General features: G+C 68.4%; 16 protein-coding genes. 11 read left to right on the plus strand and 5 right to left on the minus strand.

The features are described 5' to 3' along the window. Positions 1 to 28 precede the first annotated feature (28 nt). The 4 genes from def to D9599_RS16905 all read right to left on the minus strand — a co-directional run bounded on the left by def (position 29) and on the right by D9599_RS16905 (position 4,498). Positions 29 to 559, minus strand: coding sequence for a peptide deformylase (gene def, locus D9599_RS16890; RefSeq protein ID WP_198382452.1), 531 nt, complete (start codon positions 557 to 559; stop codon positions 29 to 31). 137 nt (positions 560 to 696) lie between these two features. Continuing rightward, complete coding sequence (locus D9599_RS16895; protein WP_198382453.1) at positions 697 to 2,277, minus strand: ABC transporter substrate-binding protein; 1,581 nt, start codon at positions 2,275 to 2,277, stop codon at positions 697 to 699. Between the two features lie 91 nt (positions 2,278 to 2,368). Beyond that, positions 2,369 to 3,859: a M81 family metallopeptidase gene (locus tag D9599_RS16900; protein ID WP_198382454.1), complete on the minus strand. Its 1,491-nt coding sequence runs from the start codon at positions 3,857 to 3,859 to the stop codon at positions 2,369 to 2,371. 90 nt (positions 3,860 to 3,949) lie between these two features. After that, a complete protein-coding gene (locus D9599_RS16905) occupies positions 3,950 to 4,498 on the minus strand; it encodes a cupin domain-containing protein (RefSeq protein WP_198382455.1) in 549 nt (182 codons plus the stop codon). Positions 4,499 to 4,666: 168 nt separating this feature from the next. Between D9599_RS16905 and hisD the strand changes: the two genes are divergently transcribed. From hisD to D9599_RS16925, 4 genes are all read left to right on the plus strand, one after another. After that, positions 4,667 to 5,962: a histidinol dehydrogenase gene (hisD, locus tag D9599_RS16910; protein ID WP_198382456.1), complete on the plus strand. Its 1,296-nt coding sequence runs from the start codon at positions 4,667 to 4,669 to the stop codon at positions 5,960 to 5,962. A 184-nt stretch (positions 5,963 to 6,146) separates the two neighbouring features. Then, complete coding sequence (locus D9599_RS16915; protein WP_198382457.1) at positions 6,147 to 6,413, plus strand: hypothetical protein; 267 nt, start codon at positions 6,147 to 6,149, stop codon at positions 6,411 to 6,413. 284 nt (positions 6,414 to 6,697) lie between these two features. Continuing rightward, positions 6,698 to 7,339, plus strand: a complete 642-nt coding sequence (locus D9599_RS16920; RefSeq protein WP_198382458.1) for a DUF47 domain-containing protein — start codon at positions 6,698 to 6,700, stop codon at positions 7,337 to 7,339. A 12-nt stretch (positions 7,340 to 7,351) separates the two neighbouring features. Beyond that, the gene (locus tag D9599_RS16925; RefSeq protein WP_198382459.1) at positions 7,352 to 8,362 is read left to right on the plus strand and encodes an inorganic phosphate transporter; all 1,011 of its coding nucleotides are present in this window, start codon (positions 7,352 to 7,354) and stop codon (positions 8,360 to 8,362) included. Between the two features lie 462 nt (positions 8,363 to 8,824). Here D9599_RS16925 and D9599_RS16930 read toward each other — a convergent pair whose 3' ends face one another. After that, the gene (locus tag D9599_RS16930; protein ID WP_198382460.1) at positions 8,825 to 9,622 is read right to left on the minus strand and encodes an IclR family transcriptional regulator; all 798 of its coding nucleotides are present in this window, start codon (positions 9,620 to 9,622) and stop codon (positions 8,825 to 8,827) included. A 298-nt stretch (positions 9,623 to 9,920) separates the two neighbouring features. On the opposite strand from D9599_RS16930, the gene D9599_RS16935 reads away from it, so the two are divergent. The 7 genes from D9599_RS16935 (at position 9,921) to D9599_RS16965 (ending at position 16,399) form a co-directional block, all read left to right on the plus strand. Next, the gene (locus tag D9599_RS16935; protein ID WP_198382461.1) at positions 9,921 to 10,268 is read left to right on the plus strand and encodes a VOC family protein; all 348 of its coding nucleotides are present in this window, start codon (positions 9,921 to 9,923) and stop codon (positions 10,266 to 10,268) included. A 25-nt stretch (positions 10,269 to 10,293) separates the two neighbouring features. Beyond that, complete coding sequence (locus tag D9599_RS16940) at positions 10,294 to 11,337, plus strand: LLM class flavin-dependent oxidoreductase (RefSeq protein ID WP_198382462.1); 1,044 nt, start codon at positions 10,294 to 10,296, stop codon at positions 11,335 to 11,337. Next, complete coding sequence (locus D9599_RS16945) at positions 11,334 to 12,194, plus strand: alpha/beta fold hydrolase (RefSeq protein ID WP_198382463.1); 861 nt, start codon at positions 11,334 to 11,336, stop codon at positions 12,192 to 12,194. The genes D9599_RS16940 and D9599_RS16945 overlap by 4 nt, the downstream gene beginning before the upstream one ends. 22 nt (positions 12,195 to 12,216) lie before the next feature. Further along, positions 12,217 to 13,206 carry a tripartite tricarboxylate transporter substrate binding protein gene (locus D9599_RS16950; RefSeq protein WP_198382464.1) on the plus strand — a complete coding sequence of 330 codons (990 nt, stop codon included), beginning with the start codon at positions 12,217 to 12,219 and terminating at the stop codon, positions 13,204 to 13,206. Positions 13,207 to 13,275: 69 nt separating this feature from the next. After that, positions 13,276 to 14,682: a hypothetical protein gene (locus tag D9599_RS16955; RefSeq protein WP_198382465.1), complete on the plus strand. Its 1,407-nt coding sequence runs from the start codon at positions 13,276 to 13,278 to the stop codon at positions 14,680 to 14,682. Continuing rightward, positions 14,679 to 15,671 carry a tripartite tricarboxylate transporter substrate binding protein gene (locus D9599_RS16960; RefSeq protein WP_198382466.1) on the plus strand — a complete coding sequence of 331 codons (993 nt, stop codon included), beginning with the start codon at positions 14,679 to 14,681 and terminating at the stop codon, positions 15,669 to 15,671. The genes D9599_RS16955 and D9599_RS16960 overlap by 4 nt, the downstream gene beginning before the upstream one ends. 515 nt (positions 15,672 to 16,186) lie before the next feature. Beyond that, complete coding sequence (locus tag D9599_RS16965) at positions 16,187 to 16,399, plus strand: hypothetical protein (protein WP_198382467.1); 213 nt, start codon at positions 16,187 to 16,189, stop codon at positions 16,397 to 16,399. Positions 16,400 to 16,570: the final 171 nt, after the last annotated feature.

Here is a 16,570-nt window from a genome sequence, read left to right on the forward strand (position 1 = left end):
GCGCGCGTGGCGTCGTCTCCGTCTGCTTCTACTGCTCGGCGGCCCGGGCAAGCTCCTCGTTGAAGCCCATGAGCCGGAAGTCGGTCATCCGCATGGGGTATAGGATGCCGTCCAGGTGGTCATTCTCGTGCTGGACAACCCCGGCATGGAAGCCGCCCACCTTGGCGGTGACGGTCCGGCCGTCGCAATCCACGCCGGCGTAGCGCACCCGCTTGAAGCGCGGGACAGCGGCCCGCAGGCCGGGAATCGACAGGCATCCCTCCCAGCGCAGATGCTTCTCCTCATCCAGGGGTTCGACCTGGGGATTGATCAGGACGGTATTGCCGACGGGCACGTCGTCCGGCACCCCGGTGGCGCGGGAGGGGAGAACCCTGAAGACGAACAGGCGCAGCGGGACATGCACCTGAGGCGCGGCGAGGCCGGCGCCCGGCGCGTCCTCCATCGTCTCGAACATGTCCTGCACCAGTCTTCGGATTTCCGGAGCGCCGGGATCGGAGACGGGCTGACACGTCTCCAGCAGGACGGGATGGCCCATGCGGGCGATCTTCAGAATGGCCATGTGCCGCTCCCCCTCGGGACGATGCCGGACTACCGATGCGGGAAACGACGTCACCCGTTATGCGGTGCCTCCGCAAGGGGGTGGGACGCGCTTCCCCTGAGGGGACCGCGCCGCCACGGCCCGGTTGCTGCGGGAACTCAGGCCGGCCGGATACCCCAGAACCTCGTAAACCCTGTTTGCAGCCCCTGTATGCCCCGCGTCGCCGTCTGCTGCTTGAACTGGCCGAGCGGGTAGTAAGGCGCTTCCTCCATGCAGGCCGCCTGTATGTCCCGGCACACGGCCTGCCGCCCCGCCAGGTCCGGTGCGTCGAACCAGGCGTTGTACAGATTCTCCAACCGCGCGCTTTCGTACCAGCCGGCGTAGCCTGCGGCGCCGTTGCCGCGCACGCCGACATGCGTCGCCGGGTTCAGCAGGTCCGTGCCCGTCCAGCTCGTCGCAAAGAGGCTCCAGCCACCGCTCTCGACCGGGCCGCGATTGTTGCGCCGCTGGAGCATGGTGCCCCAATCTGTCGCCACATAGTCCACGTTCATCCCGATCTTTCGCAGCATGTCCGCCGCGACATCGCCGAGCGCCTTGATCGTCACGTAGTCCGTAGGCACCAGAAGGACGACCTTCTCGCCCTTGTAGCCCGCGGCTTCCAGGTCGCGCCGCACCGCCGCGTCGTCCTTCGGCTTGCGCAGGGGATCGAGCCCCACCTCGTTTGCCATCGGCGAGCCCGGGGTGAAGAAGCCGGTCGGCACGTGGTACGACGCGCGGTCATCGCCGACGATCGCCTGCATGTAGGAGGCCTGGTCGATCGCTCCCATCACGGCACGGCGGATCGCGACGTTGTTGAAGGGGGCTTGCGTGCAGTTCGGCCGCAGCATCCCGACCGTGCCCGTCTCCTCCTGGATGCGCATCTGAATGCCGCGGCTTCGCGCGATCATCGGCTTCAGGTCATGCGCCACCTGTTCCCACCAGTCCTGTTCGCCGGCGACAAGCGCGCTGGCGGCGGTGGAGGCATCGGGAATGGTGGTCCAGACCACGCGGTCGTAATGCACGATCTTGGGGCCGGCGCTGCCGAGCGCTGGTCCACTCTCCCGCGGCTTGTAGCGGTCGAACCTGGCATAGACGTTGCGCGAGCCCTGCAGCCGCTCATCCGCAACGTAGCGGAAGGGGCCGCTGCCGATGATGTCGGTGATCTGCGTTCCGGGGTCGGTCCGCGCCACCCGCTCCGGCATGATCGCGGGCATCATCGCGGTGCCCTTCGCCAGCGCGTCCGGCAGCAGGGAGAAGGGCTTCTTGAGGCGAAAGACGATCGTGCGGTCGTCGGGCGCGGAGATCTCGTCCGTCACGCGCATCAGCGCGCCGCCGAAGGCGTCCCTTGCGCCCCAGCGCCGGATGCTCGCCACGCAGTCCCGCGCCAGGACCGGCGTGCCGTCGTGGAAGAGAAGCCCCTCGCGCAGCCGGACCGTCCAGCGCTTGCCGTCATCCTCGACCGTATGGCCCTCGGCCATCTGCGGATGCGCCATGTCCTGCTCGTCGAGTCCGTAAAGGGTGTCGAACACCATGTAGCCGTGGTTGCGGGTGACGTTCGCCGTGGTCCAGTGCGGGTCGAGGAAGGCAAGGTCGATCTGCGGGATGAAGCGCAGGGTGCGCGACGCGCCCTGGGCAAAGGCCGGGGCGGAAAGCGCGGCACCCGTCGCCGCAACCCCTTTCAGCAGTGAGCGACGATGCATCGACCTCTCCTTTTCATGGCCTCGGCTCAGCCCGCCGGCCAGATTGATCCTGCATATGCAGCAAGGGCTGCGCCCCCGATGCAAGATACTTTCAGGGTATTGCGCTGCCCTTCGCGTGCAGCCGTGGGGTGAGCTCGACATCGTCCAACGGGAAGAAAGGTCGCGCCCTGGCGAAGGGCAGCTCCCCTACGCGGTAGGAGGTCATGCCCGGCGTATCCACCGTGACGCACTCGCCGATGGCCGCATAGTTCAGGGTATAATGATAGCCGGAGCGGGTGATCACGATCCCCAACAACGCGGGATCAACGCCCATGGCCCGGAAGTAGCTGGGGTCGAGGTAGGAATGGGGCTGGTCCGTCAGGACCAGATGCACCTTGCCCACGCGCAGCACGGCGTAGCCGCCTAGCCTGGCCCGATAGCCCGCATCCGCCGGTCCATCATAAACCACCTCCGCCGAGCTGCCGGCCGACACGATCTCCCCCGTGACCGTCACCGGCGGAGAGACGGTCGAGTATCGCCCGCCCACGGTCAGCGTAACCATGGCCCCCGGCCCGGCCGCCTGGCACACCCTCACAGCCTCGGCATCCGCGATGGGCACGGCCGAAGGGGGCAGGTCGGCCCGCGCCATCAATGCCCGCAGCACGTAGGTTCCGTCGCCGGGACTGCCGCCGGCCACGCGATCCCCCTGATCGCCGAGGACCAGAGGCCGCTCCGTCCCGCGCGCCGCACGATCAAGGTACTCGTCCAGGGAGGGATAGGTCCCGATCAGCTCCCGCCGCCGGTCCCAGAGCGTTCCCGCCAGCTTCAGGGCGAGGTCATCGGGCGCCGTCCCGTTCCCGTAGGCCAGCACCCACTGGCCAAGGCCGTGCACGTCCAGGAACTGCTGCGCATTGAAGATCGAGACATCGTAGGCGGCGCCGGCCCCGACCGCCGCGCGGGCACGGGCGTGCAGCGAGAGCAATGGCTCCTCGTCCGTACGGTCGTTGCCGAGGGTCAGCATGGGCAGGTGCACCGCTGCCAGCGCCGGTCGCAACCGCCCATCCAGCATATCCAGCGCCGCACGGAACGCGCGCTGCCCCGTGCTGCCCTGATCGCCGTGCGGGTTGGTAAGATATCCCGCCAGCAGGTCGCAGCGCGCCAGGATCTCCGGCGTGACATGCGCGTGCAGGTCGAAACCGGCGGTCAGCGGAACCTCCGTGCCGACGATCTCGCGCAGCGCCACCATCAGCGCGCCCTCGGGGTCCTCCAGGCTCGGCGTCAGCATTCCGCCATGCAGCGGCAGCACGATGGCATCAAAATCACCGCGCCGCGCCGCCTCGCACATCCGGTCGCGCATCTCGGCGAAGACGGCATCCTCCACGGGGCCGCCGGACTGGGCGCGGAAGATGACCGGCACGATCACCTCGGCGCCGTTCTCCCCAGCCGCGTCCACGATGCCGCCGAGCACGGAGTTGCTGCCGCGCGCCGCCTCGACTGCCTCGGCCCCGGCGCGGATGTTGAACCACGATCGGCCGGTGGGGACAGGGTTGAAGCTGTGGGACTCCTGAGCGATGCCGCCGGCCAAAATTCGCCTCTTCGCCATCGCCCGCCTCCGTTCTCAGCCCGGAAGCACAGACCGGCCAGGCTGCCCGACGCAAGCGCCGCGTGGAGGCTGGGCAGAATAGTCGCCAGATCAGTAGGTGGGTGGCGTGATGGCGCTGACGATCTCGCTTATCCCTGGATCGACATTGCGGAAGCTGTGGGGTTGCTGGCTGTCGAAGTAATACGCGTCCCCCGCGCGCAGCACCGCCGTTCGGTCGCCCACCGTCACCTCCACTGCCCCGCGCATGACGATCCCCGCCTCCTCCGCCCGGTGCGCCACGCTCGCCTCCGTCGTCGCTCCCGGTGCGTAGCGCTCGGCGAGCATCAGCATTCGCCGGTTCGGGTAGTCCATTCCGATCAGCCGATAGGAGATGCGGTCGGGCCGCCCGATCTCCACCAGCTCCTCGGCACGGTAGAAGGGGCGGCTCGGCAGGCCGCTCTCCAAGTCCGCGAAGAACGAAGACATCGTTGTTCCCAAGGCCCCCAGAATGGCGCCGAGCGTGTCCACAGAAGGGCTCATCCGCTCCCGCTCGATGAGCGAGATCGCCGAGTGCGATATGCCCGACCGCGCCGCCAGTTCCCGCATTCCCAGCCCGCGCCGCGTCCGCAACGCCTTCAGCTTCGCCCCGACCATCGCCATCGCTTCAGCCCTTATGATCCCAGGACTGTCGAGGATAATCAACAGGGGCGCCGCTGCCTACTTCCACTCCTCTCGTGGCCAGAGCCATTCTCCAGCCCGTCCCGGTCAGTTTCCTGGCCGGCTCACCCGCCTGGGTTATCCCGCGCGGCCCCTCCACCGGAGGCTCGAATGATTGCTCACGACACGCCCGACGCTGGCCTGACCTTCATCAAGCCCGTTCGCCGCGACTCCTTCCAGGACAACGACGCCCTCGGCGCCACCGTGAAGGCCGTGTTGGACAACGTCCGCACCCGCGGCGACGCCGCCGTTCGGGAATACGCCGCGGCCTTCGACAGGTCCGATCTGGCGGCGTTCGAGGTGAGCGCGGCTGAGCGGGCCGGTACCCTCGCCCGGATGGACCCCGCCGCGCGCGCCGATGCCGAGTTCGCCATCGCCCGGGTGCGCGATTTCGCGACCGCCCAGCTCGGCACGATCCTGCCGCTGGAGGTGGAGCCGCTTCCCGGCCTTCATCTCGGGCACCGCGTCATCCCCATCCGCCGCGTCGGCGCCTACGTGCCCGGCGGCCGCTACCCGCTGCTCTCCGCCCCCGTGATGACCATCGTCCCTGCCCGGGTCGCTGGTTGCGACGAGGTGATCGCCTGCCTTCCGCCCACTGCGCATCCCGACATGATCGCCGTCTGTCATCTCTCCGGGGCGGACCGCATCTTCCGCATCGGTGGCGCGCAGGCGATCGCCGCCATGGCTTTCGGTACCAAGACCGTGCCCGCGGTGGACAAGATCTTCGGTCCCGGCAACGCCTATGTGAACGAGGCGAAGCGCCAGGTCTTCGGCAAGGTGGGCATCGACCAGCTTGCCGGCCCCAGCGAGATCTACGTCGTCGCCGATGAGACGGGCGACCCCGAGATGATCGCTACCGACCTCCTCGCGCAGGCCGAGCACGACGTGATGACGCGTGTCGGCCTGATCACGACCGACCGCGCCCTGGCGGAGGCTACCGTCGCCGAGATCGAGCGCCAGCTTGCCGATCTTCCCACCGCCGATGTCGCGGGTCCGGCCTGGCGCGACTACGGGGAGGTCGTCCTCTGCCCTGACGAGGCGGCGATGATTGCCTATTCCGACCGTATCGCGGCCGAGCATCTGCAAGTCCATACCGCCGACCCGCAAGCTACCGCGGCGAAGCTCCGCAACTACGGCTCGCTCTTCATCGGCCCGCTCGCGAGCGTCGTTTATTCCGACAAGTGCTGCGGAACGAACCACACCCTGCCGACGCTCGGCGCGGGCCGTTACACGGGCGGCCTCTGGGTTGGCTCGTACCTGAAGGTTTGCACGCATCAGTGGCTGGACGCGCGTGGGGTCGCTGCGGTCGCCCCGGCTGCCGTGCGGCAGAGCGCGCGCGAAGGCCTGGAAGGTCATCGACGTGCGGCCGCGTTTCGCACCGGGCATAACTATGCAGGAGCTACCTAGAAGCGGTCGGCTACAGCTTGCTTCCGTCGCGCAGCATCGCTGGTGAAGAGGAGCAGCGGGAGGCGTCCTGTGCAAGCAGTTCTCGGGGCCTGTCGCTCGGCTTGCCGATCCTCGGCTAGGTACATGGGCCACGGGCCCGGATTTGCCGGCTTCATCCCAGCTTCCGGTTTTCGGTTTTGCACAGGTGCCGTGGCCGGAGGCGACGGATCAGGCGGCGCGGGTGGATGGGCTGCTGCGTGGCTTCAAGGCCGAAGCCGCGGAGGTCCTCCGCGGGGTGGCCGCAGTGGCAGTGGAGCTGAACGCGACCGCGGGCGAGATGGCGGGCACGGCCCAGGACGGGGTGTCGCGGGCAACATCGGTGGCGGCGGCCTCCTCCGGGGAGTTGGCACAGCAATCCGAACTGCTGCGGGGCCGGGTTGATACCTTCCTCGCGGGCATCCGCGCCGCTTGAGCCCGGCAGGAGGGAGCGACGCCTCGGCCCTGGCGGCAGCCATGCGGCTGTGCAGGGGCTCACTCGGCAGTCCATCATGCCGGGGATCTATCCGGGCCAGCTTTGCGTGCCGGCCGAAGGATGATCCTGGCGGACGATCTGCGTCCGCCCCCGGTTATGCTCGTCCGGGAACGTGTTACCAGACGATGTCTTCTCCCTAAACCGTGATAGGTCGCGTGTCATCGACCTGTCACATCCGCCGCGTTAACCGCTCCGGGTCCTACCAGGCCCTCTGGAGCCCAGGCATGGTCCTAAAGCTTTTTCGCATGCTGATGCCGCGGGACGACACGTTCGTGGCCGCCTTCACCACGCAGGCTGCCCGCACCGTGGATGCCGCTCAAGTCTTCCGCGCTCTGCTGGCGGAACCTACCAACGCCGCCCACTACGCCAACCTTCGCCGGATCGAGCGCGAGGCGGACGAGATCAACCGCGCGACCATCCGCTCCATCCACCGTAGCTTTATCACCCCTTTCGATCGCGCGGACATTCTCAACCTGACCGACGCGCTTGACGACGTGATTGACCGCATGAAGGACGCGGGACGTCGCCTGACCCTCTACAAGGTCTCGGTCACACCGCAGATGCTGACCATGGCGGACTGCATTATCCGCGCCTGCGGTAGCCTGCGCGACGGCATGCCGCTGCTGGCCGACATCTCCGGCAATGCTCGCGCGCTCGGCTCGATGTGTGAGGCGGTGGATGCGATCGAGAGCGAGGCCGACCGTGCCCTGCAGGCCGGCATGGACGCCCTGTTTGACGGAGGCGACACCAGTTCCCCGGGCCATAAGCTCATGGTGCAGATGGTCTATGACGGGATCGAGGCCGTGGCCGACCGCTGCGAGGACGTGGCCGATCTCATCCAGGCCGTCATGGTCCAGCAGGTCTGAGGAACGCCGCGCGTGACTGCCGTCAGCATCGGGCTGCCACTCCTCGTCACCCTTATCGCCATCGCCCTCTTCTTTGACTTCCTGAACGGGCTGCACGACGCTGCCAACTCCATTGCCACCGTCGTTTCCACCCGCGTGCTGGCGCCGCGCGTCGCCGTGGCCTGGGCAGCCTTCTTCAACTTCATCGCCTTCCTCTTCTTCGGCCTCCATGTGGCCAATACTATCGGCAAGGGCATCATCACGGCGGATGCGGTGGATCCTGCCGTGATCGGGGGGGCGCTGACCGGTGCCATCGCCTGGAACGTGGCGACCTGGATCTGGGGCATTCCATCATCCTCCAGCCACGCCCTCGTCGGTGGTCTGGTCGGGGCCGCGATCGCCAAGGCAGGGTTCTGGGCGGTGCTCTGGGGCGGCGTCGGCACTGTGGCTGCCTTCATCGTCATCTCCCCGCTGCTTGGCTTCTCCCTCGCCCTGCTCCTTGTGCTCATCACCAGCTGGGCCGCGCGCCGGTCCACTCCCTATGCAGTGGACCGGCGCTTCCGGGTGCTCCAACTCCTCTCCTCATCCCTGTTCAGCCTGGGCCATGGCGGCAACGATGCGCAGAAGACCATGGGCATCATCGCCATCCTCCTCTTCTCCCAGGGGATGACAGGCGAGACCTTTCACGTGCCCTTCTGGGTGGTCATCGCCTGCCATGCCGCGATGGGCCTGGGCACGCTGATGGGCGGCTGGCGCATCGTTCGCACCATGGGGTCGCGCATCACTGAGCTCCGTCCCGTCCAGGGATTCTGTGCAGAGACCGGCGGCGCCCTGTCCCTTTTCGGCGCGACTTGGCTCGGCATTCCCGTATCCACCACCCACACCGTCACGGGTGCGATCGTGGGTGTCGGCGCTGCCCGTCGCGCCTCTGCCGTTCGTTGGGGCGTCGCGCGCCGCATCGTCTGGGCGTGGATCGTCACCTTGCCTGCCTCCGCAGCCGTGGGTGCCCTTGGGTACTGGCTCAGTGCCATGTTGCTGGGCTGAGATGCTTTCCGGGCTCCCGCTCCGGACTGCTCAGCAGGGCAGGGCCGATATTCTGCCTCCGACCCGCTGACCTTCAAGGCTGCCACGGACCATGCCAGTTGCTGTCCAGCACTACGGGCTTCAGCTATCTGAAGGAGACCTTGCCGGTTCTGGCCGTGTCGGGCCGGGTGAAGGATCGGCACGCCGTGGCCGCGCGCCATCGAAAGGCTGCAGCATCTTTCCTCGGCGTCCTGTGCCGCGCCGCCACCGTTGCGGGCGCCAAGAGAACCTCATCTGCCGTAGTATCGGCCGCACGAACGACCTTGGCCCATTGGTCGCGCTCGCTGACAAGGATCGCGCCGCAGATCTCACGGGCACCATCATCGCCGGCACTGTCCACAGTCGCGAGAGCCCATGCGCTCGCGGAGCCCAGACGCATTGTCCGCTCGCTTGCCCATTCCCGGCTGCTGACTGGGCCGGCTCCTATCCGGGGACCGGCCCCGCCGGCATTTGCGCCGTCCCGCCCAGGGCGGCGGTGGCCCGTGCTGCGCAGGAGAGCAGCGCCTGGATCTCGGCGCTCCCGCGCTCCATGCCCAGCGAACCTTGCGAGCCGATAACGCTCAGCGCGAAGCGGACTGTCCCGCTCCAGTCCCGGATCGGGGCGGCGGCGGAGGCGTAGCCGGTGCCGTCGTCGCGCCGGATGACGACGTAGCCGGCCTCGCGCATCTCTCGCTGTGCCGCCGTGATAAAGGCCATGCCCGAAAGGCCTGTGGCGCTCCCGATCCCCTGTTCGCGCGAGATCAGCGGCATGGTTGCCGCCTCGGGAAGGCAGCCGGCGAAGGCCTTGCCCGCCGCCGTCGCCGTGATCGAGAGAAGGCCCGTTCGCAGCTCCAGCGCCGAGCGCCAATCGCCCTCCTGCTTGAAGAGGCTCACCGGCCCGTCGCCCGTCCAAGCCGTCACGGCCGCACTGTGCCGCGTGATGTCGCGAAGCGCCGTCACCTCCTGCCGCGCGATCTCGAAGCCGTCGATCTGCTGAATGGCGCTCATGCCGAGCGCGACGGCGGAGGGGCCGAGACGATAGTGCCCGGGCTTCGCGTCCGTTGCTGCCAGCCCCGTACGGACGAGGCTGACGAGATAGTTGTTGGCCGCGCTGGGCGAGAGGCCTGCGCCCGCGGCGATTTCCCGCAGCGGCAGCGGACGCGGAGAACCCTGCATCGCCTGGAGAAGGCGGAAAGCCACCTCGATCGACTGTATGCCGCGCCGGGCCGGGGCTTCGCTCATGCGTCTCCAGGAAGCAGGGCGGCTTCCCATCCGCACTGACAGGATGCGATGCCGACTTTCACCATAGAACACAAAGGCAAGCGTTCAACGTGCATGAACATCCATGGTCGTGGCGACTTCAATGCGCCGCGTGCTGTCGTGCACGCCGCATCCCATCACCCTGCCTATGTACGCAAAGCCTCCACCCTGACAGCACAGGCTTTGCCATTGACAATCTGTTTCCTGCCGGGACACCATACAGCATAAATAAATACATACAACACTGTTGTACAAAAAATGCTGGGTAGGGAAGCGTAGGATGAGGCTGCAAAGCGTCCACACCGTTACCCGCAACATGGACGGCGCGGAGCGCTTCTACCGCACGGTTCTCGATCTCGCGCCAAGCTTCCGCGATGAGGAGCACTGGTGCCAGTTCCGCCTGGGCGACACGGGCTTTGCGCTCAGCTCGATCGGCGAGGCCGCGCCCGGCGCCTCCGGCAGCGTTGCCGTCTTTGGGACGGATGATCTTGATAAGGCCGCATCGCGCGTGACGGCCGCCGGCGGAGCTGTCCACGGTCGGCGCGACATGGGCTCGCACGGCGCCGTCCTCAACTGCGCCGACCCTGAGGGCAACCCTTTCCAGATCTTCGCCCGCCACGCGGCCTGATCTCCCTGCACGCAGGAACAACACCATGCAGTTCGGAATCTTCGACCAGAACGACCGCGGCTCCCTGCCGCTGGCCGATCAGTACGAGCAGCGACTCCGCCTCGCCGAACTTTACGAGGTACTCGGCTTCGACCGCTATCACATGAGCGAGCACCACGCGACGCCGCTGAGCATGGCGCCCTCTCCGAGCGTCTTCATGGCCGCGCTCGCCCAGCGCACGAAGCGGCTGCGTCTATGTCCGCTCGTCTACCTCCTGCCGATCTACCACCCGCTGCGCCTGGCGGAGGAGATCTGCATGCTCGACCACCTCAGCCGCGGGCGCTTCGAGTTCGGCGTCGGCCGCGGGGCCTCCCCGCACGAGTTGGCGGCCTATGGCGTGGACTCCGCCACTGCGCCGGCGATGTACGCAGAATCGCTGGAGATCATTCGCGCCTTTTTCGCCGCCGGGGATTCGCTGACCTACGAGGGCCGTTTCTGGCAACTCGACGACGTCCCCGTGGAGATCCGGCCGTTCCAGAAGCCGCAGCCGCCGCAATGGTATGCCCTGGCCTCACCAGACTCGACCGTCTGGCCCGCGCGGAACGGGGTGAACGTGCTCTGCGGCGGCCCCGTGGACCGCGTGCGCGCGGTGACCGACCGCTACCGCGCCGAGTGGCGGATGGCCCATCCCGCGGGACTTTCCGAGGGGACGGAGGAGCCTCGGATCGGCGTAAACCGCTACATCCTCGTCGCCGACACGGATCGCGAAGCACTGGAACTGGGCCGCGCCGCCTGGCCGATCTTTTACCGTCACTTCATGAAGCTCTGGCACAAGCACGGCACGCAGCCCGTCAACGCCAAGCTGCCGCCCGACTTCGACACGCTCCTTGCCTCGGAGCAGGCGGTCACGGGCTCCCCCGCCACCGTACGCGACAAGCTTGCCCGACAGGTGAGCGAGGGTGGACTGAACTACCTCATCGGCAACTTCACTTTCGGCGGCCTCGCGGGGGCGGATGTCGAGACCTCCGTGCGGCTCTTCGCCGCCGAAGTCATGCCGGCACTGCGCGCGCTGAGCCCCGTACCGGCATGACGGCACTCGCCGCCGGGGACGCTGCTCTCCTCGCCTCGGACCTGCCGCCGCTTCGGCGCGTGAACCTGCCCGGCCAAGGGGCGCGCGTGATCGAGTACCGGGAGTCCGGCCCGGGTGATGAGCCTACCATCCTCATGCTGCACGGCACCGGCTCAAGCTCGGCCGGCTACCGGGCTCAACTCGCGGGCCTTTCGGATCGATACCGCGTGGTTGCCTGGAATGCGCCTGGCTACGGCACCAGCACGCCCCTGGCCTCACCCGATCCCACTGCGGGGGACTATGCGGCGGCGGTGGAGGAACTGATGGACGCGCTCGGTATCTCCCGTGCGGCGGTGCTCGTCGGCAGCTCGTGGGGCAGCGTGATCGCGCTCAACCTCGCGGTGGTGCGGCCCGCACGCGTCGGGGCGCTCGTCCTCTCCGCCCCGAACACCGCGCGCGGCGCCATGCCGGAGGAGGCGCGTCAGGCCGCGATCGCCGAGATGCGCCGCAACGTGCCGCGGCCGGATGCGGACCGCGGCGCCGTTGCCGACCGGCTTCTCACGCCTGACACGCCGGCAGCGGTGCGCGCCCTGGTGGAACGCCTGCGCGACGACATGACGCCCACGGGTTGGCTGGGCGCGATGCACATGATGTTCACCACCGACACGCCCTCCATCATCGGGCAGGTGCGATGCCCCGTGGCGATCCTGGCCGGTACGCGCGACAGGCTGGCACCTCTGGAATTGCATGCGGGGCTCCTGCACGCGGGGAAGCCCGACGCGGCCCTGCATGTGCTCGAGGGTTACGGCCACATGTTGAAGCTTGAGGCACCCGGACCGTTCAATGAAATTGTGCGCGGGTTACCGGATTTCCAATAGGGTAGGTGCTGCGGAGGAAACAATGATACGCAAGACCAAACGCTCTGTGCTGGCCTTCCTCGCTTTGGCGCTCGCTACCAGTTTTGCAGCCCCAGTCCGGGCGCAGCAGGGCCTGCAGCCGGGCGGCGGCACGGTGCGCCTGGTGTTGAACAGCGCGCCCGGCAGCGCTGCGGACGCCGTGGCCCGCGTCATGGTCGAGCCGCTGGCCGAAATCCTCGGGCAGCCAGTTGTCGTGGAGAACGTGCCTGGTGGCGGCGGTGTCGTCGGCATTGCCCGCGCGATGCAGTCGCGCCGCGATGGTACCACCATTCTCTCGGCGGTGTCCGGCACGCTCATCGGCCCGATGCTGGACCGCAGCCTGCCCTACGAGATCGGCCGGGACCTGATCCCGGTCTCGCAGACGACCGCCGCCATGGCCGTCTTCGTCGTCCGGTCGGGGCTGGAGGCGACGAACCTCCGCGACTTCGTGGCGCGGGCGAAGGAGGGCGGGCAGCCGCTGGCCTTCGGTAATTACGGCTATGGCTCCTCCAGCCACCTGCAGGGCATGCTGCTGGCCCGCGAGACCGGGCTCGAGGTCGAGGCCGTGCCGTTCAACGGCACCTCCCAGCTCATCACGGAGATGATCGGCGGCCGGCTATGCTGCGCCTTCATCGACGTGGGCTCTGCGCGCGACTTCATCCGTGCTGGCCAGCTCCGCCCGCTCGGTTCGACCGGGCCGCGCCGCGCGCCGGACCTGCCGGACGTGCCGACCTTCACCGAGCAGGGCCTCGCCAACTTCGACCCGCAGATCTGGCAGGGCATGTTCCTGCCAGCCGGAACACCGCCCTCCATCGTGGAGGCGCTCGGACGAGCCCTGGGCGAGGCGACGCGACGCCCCGGCCCCGCCGCCTTCATCCGCAGCATCGGCTACGAGCCCGTTGGCAGTTCACCGGGGGAGTTCGCCGCCATGATCGCGCACGACGCGCCGATCTGGCGCCAGATCATCGACCAGACGGGTGTTCGCATCAAATAGTGGCGGGAACCTAGTGGCGCGAACGGACTGGGCGGGCCGCACCCGCATGTCGGGCCCCGGGAGAAGACGATGAGAACAACGATCCTGGCCCTCGCCATGGCGGCTGGCCTCTGCGCCGGCGCCTCGGCTCAGGAGGTGACGAACCGCTTCGTGCGGGTCGCGCCCCGGGTCGCCGGTGTCCTCTACGCGCCTGCGCAGGCCGGACCGGCGGCAAGGGTGGCGGTCGTCGTCATGCACGACTACAGCGACTTTCTCGATCACCCCGCGACGGTGAACCTTGCGCGCCGCGGCTACACGGTGCTGGCAGCCAACCCGCGCCACGCGCCCGATACCGACGACCGCGACATGGATTTCGATAATGCGCTGGCCGATCTCGGGTCGGCCGTGCGCTACGCGCGGCGCCTGCCGGGAATCGAGCGCGTGCTGCTGCTCGGCCACTCCTCCGGCGCGCCGCTCGCGGCCGCCTACCAGAACATCGCGGAGAATGGCGTTCGGGCCTGCCAGGGGCAGGAGAAGATCGTGCCTTGTCCGGACTCGCTCGCGGGGATGGAGCGGGCCGATGGGGTTGTTCTCCTGGACCCGATCTTCGGCCTCGGCGCGAATGTGCTGACCTCCGTCGACCCCGCGCTGGATGCCGGGGATGGCGCAGGTCAACTCGACATCTACTCCCCGGCCAACGGCTTTTCGCCCAGCGGCGCGCACTACGCCGAGCCGTTCCGCGCGCGCTTCCTGGCGGCGCAGGCCGCGCGCAACGCCCGCCTGATCGAGGCGGCGCTGGAGCGGCGGCGGGCGCTGGACGAGGGGCGCTCCGCCTTCGCCGACGACGAGCCCTTTGTCGTGCCGGGCGCGACGCGCACGCCGCGCCTCTGGCGCCCGGACGTCGCCCTGCTTTCACGCACGCGCGGCGCCTACCCTCTGCTGCGCGGCGACGGCTCGACGGCGACAGAAGTGATCCGCTCCCTGCGCGTGCCCTCTGGCCTGACCAACGCCGTACCGGCCCGGCGTGACCGGGAGGACGCACGGGGCGCCGCCGCGGCGGCCCCCGTGGCCGCCAGGCCCTTGCTGCTCGGCGGCTCGCTCGACACCACCGTCCGGCGCTTCCTCAGCACCTTTGCCAGCCGCTCGACGCCCGACTACGCGATCGGCGAGGACCGCGTGACGGGGATCGACTGGAACTCCTCCTACAACAGCACGCCCGGCAACCTGGAGGGCGTCGCGGCCCCCCTGCTGGTGATGGGGATGACCGGGCACTACTGGATTGTCTCGGCCGAGACGGCCTACGAGCACGCGGCGAGCCGGGACAAGTCAGTTGCTTTTGTCGAGGGTGCAACGCACGGCTTCACACCCTGCGAGCCATGTGCGCGCGTGCCCGGTCAGTTCGGCGACACGACCGCCCGCACCTTCGACCATGTCGCGGCCTGGATCGCAGCGCGCTTCGTGGCGGGCGCCGCTGGCGCGGTAGGGCGCTCGCCGTGACGCCCCGCCTGGCATTCACGCGCCGACATGTCCTGGCCGGTCTGGCGGGCTCAGCCCTTGCCTCGCGGGCGAGGGCTCAGGCCACGCTTATCGACCGCCCCGCCCGGCTGGTCGTTGGCTATCCCGGCGGCGGTGCGACCGACATCTTTGCCCGCCTTTATGCCGAGCGCCTTGCGGGCAGCTATGGACCTTCGGTGGTCGTGGACAACCGGCCCGGCGCCTCCGCCAGGTTGGCCGTGGAGATCGTGCGGGCCGCGATCCCCGACGGCACCACGCTTCTCTGCACGCCCGAGAGCGTCCTGACGATCACGCCGCACATCTATCCGGCCACGACGCGCTACGACGGCCTGACCGACTTGACGCCGGTCTCGGCAGTCGCATCCGTCCCTTTCGCCTTCTGCGTTGCCGCCGGGCACCCCGCCCAATCGCTGGAGGCGTTTCTTCGCTGGGCGGCGGATCAGCCGGAAATCCCGTATAGCAGCCCGGCCGCCGGCTCCACGCCGCAGCTGCTGGCGGCGTTGTTTGCCAGGCAGGGCGGCTTGCGAATGACGCACGTGTCCTATCGCGGCACAGGGGCCGCGCTGGTCGATCTCGGCGCGGGCCGGATCACCGCCTTCATGGGCACCTTGGGCGACCTCGTCGGCCCGCACCGGGCCGGTACGCTCCGGATGCTCGCGGTCACTGCGCCGCAGCGCCTCCCGAAGCTGCCGGACGTGCCGGCCTTTGCGGATCTCGGTCTGGCCGATATCACCGGCGAGACCTGGAATGTGATGATGCTACCTGCGCAAGCTCCTGCCCGGATCGTTGAGGGGCTGCACGCCGCGATCGTGCGGGCGGCCGGCGACACCCGGCTTCGGGCGCGGCTGGAGAGCATGGAGGCTGCGCCGATCACCTGCACGCCGGATGAACTGGCTTTGCGGCTCCGTGCCGAGAAGGACCGCTGGAAGGGCATTGTGCAGAGAGTTGGCTTCGTCGCGGACGGTGATTGAGGGACGTGCCGCGGCCGCTTGTCATGCGCTGAGCGGGGTGACTGGCCTGCCCTCTCCTGTGGCTTTCAGCCGCGCCCTCGCCATATGCTCCACCCAGTCGCGGCGGCCGCTTGCCAAGGTGCGCCGGCCGCGGAGTCAGGTTGCGCTCGCCAGCCGGTGGTGCTGCCCTTGTGCCCGGCGGGACCTGCCGCTTCCTGGCCCTGTCATTCCCAAGAGGCGCCGGGTGGGCAGCATCGGAGTATTGCTCCTGCGAGAGCATGAGCCAGGAGCATGTCCTCCTTTCGCTCGCACGATCGTCGGAATGCAGCCCGGCCTCATCGTGGTGTTGGCTGCCGAGCACCTCCTGTCTGCGTCATGCTGGAGAGACTGCGCGAGCAGGCTTTGGTGTGCCGGACAGGATTCTCTTTGCCTCCGATGAACACTACAACCTGGGTAAACGACGCCGTGGTACCCTTCCGTTACAGGCTGACCGATGCTGCTGGGAGGCGCGCATGGCACAGGTGTTATGGAGGACAATGCCCGGCGAAGGCATGGTGTCGGAACCAGACTGTGGGCTGCGGCTTATCGTCGTGCCGACAGAGGCGCCCCACTCCGTCCGCTTCGTCGTGGAGAACCGGTTTGCGGGGAACCGCTTGTCGCTTCCGGTCCTCTCCGGCTACCGGGAGAGTGTCACGGCCGCGATGCAGGCCGCCGAGGAGGCGGTGAGCCGCCTTGGCGGCTCCTGGTGATTGGCCGCGGAGCGGCCTGCCGTAGCTCCCGTTTCCCAGCGTTCCCCCTGCTGTCGGCCCCGTCATGGGCTGGAACGATGGACGACGCCCGCGGAGGGTGAGCCGCCCTGTAGGATGGGCCTGTCCGGATGGGCACCGCTTGTCGGCCTGTTGCTCGCCGAGTTTGCATCC

This window comes from Roseomonas sp. KE2513 (genome assembly GCF_016107305.1).
GTDB lineage: Bacteria > Pseudomonadota > Alphaproteobacteria > Acetobacterales > Acetobacteraceae > Roseomonas.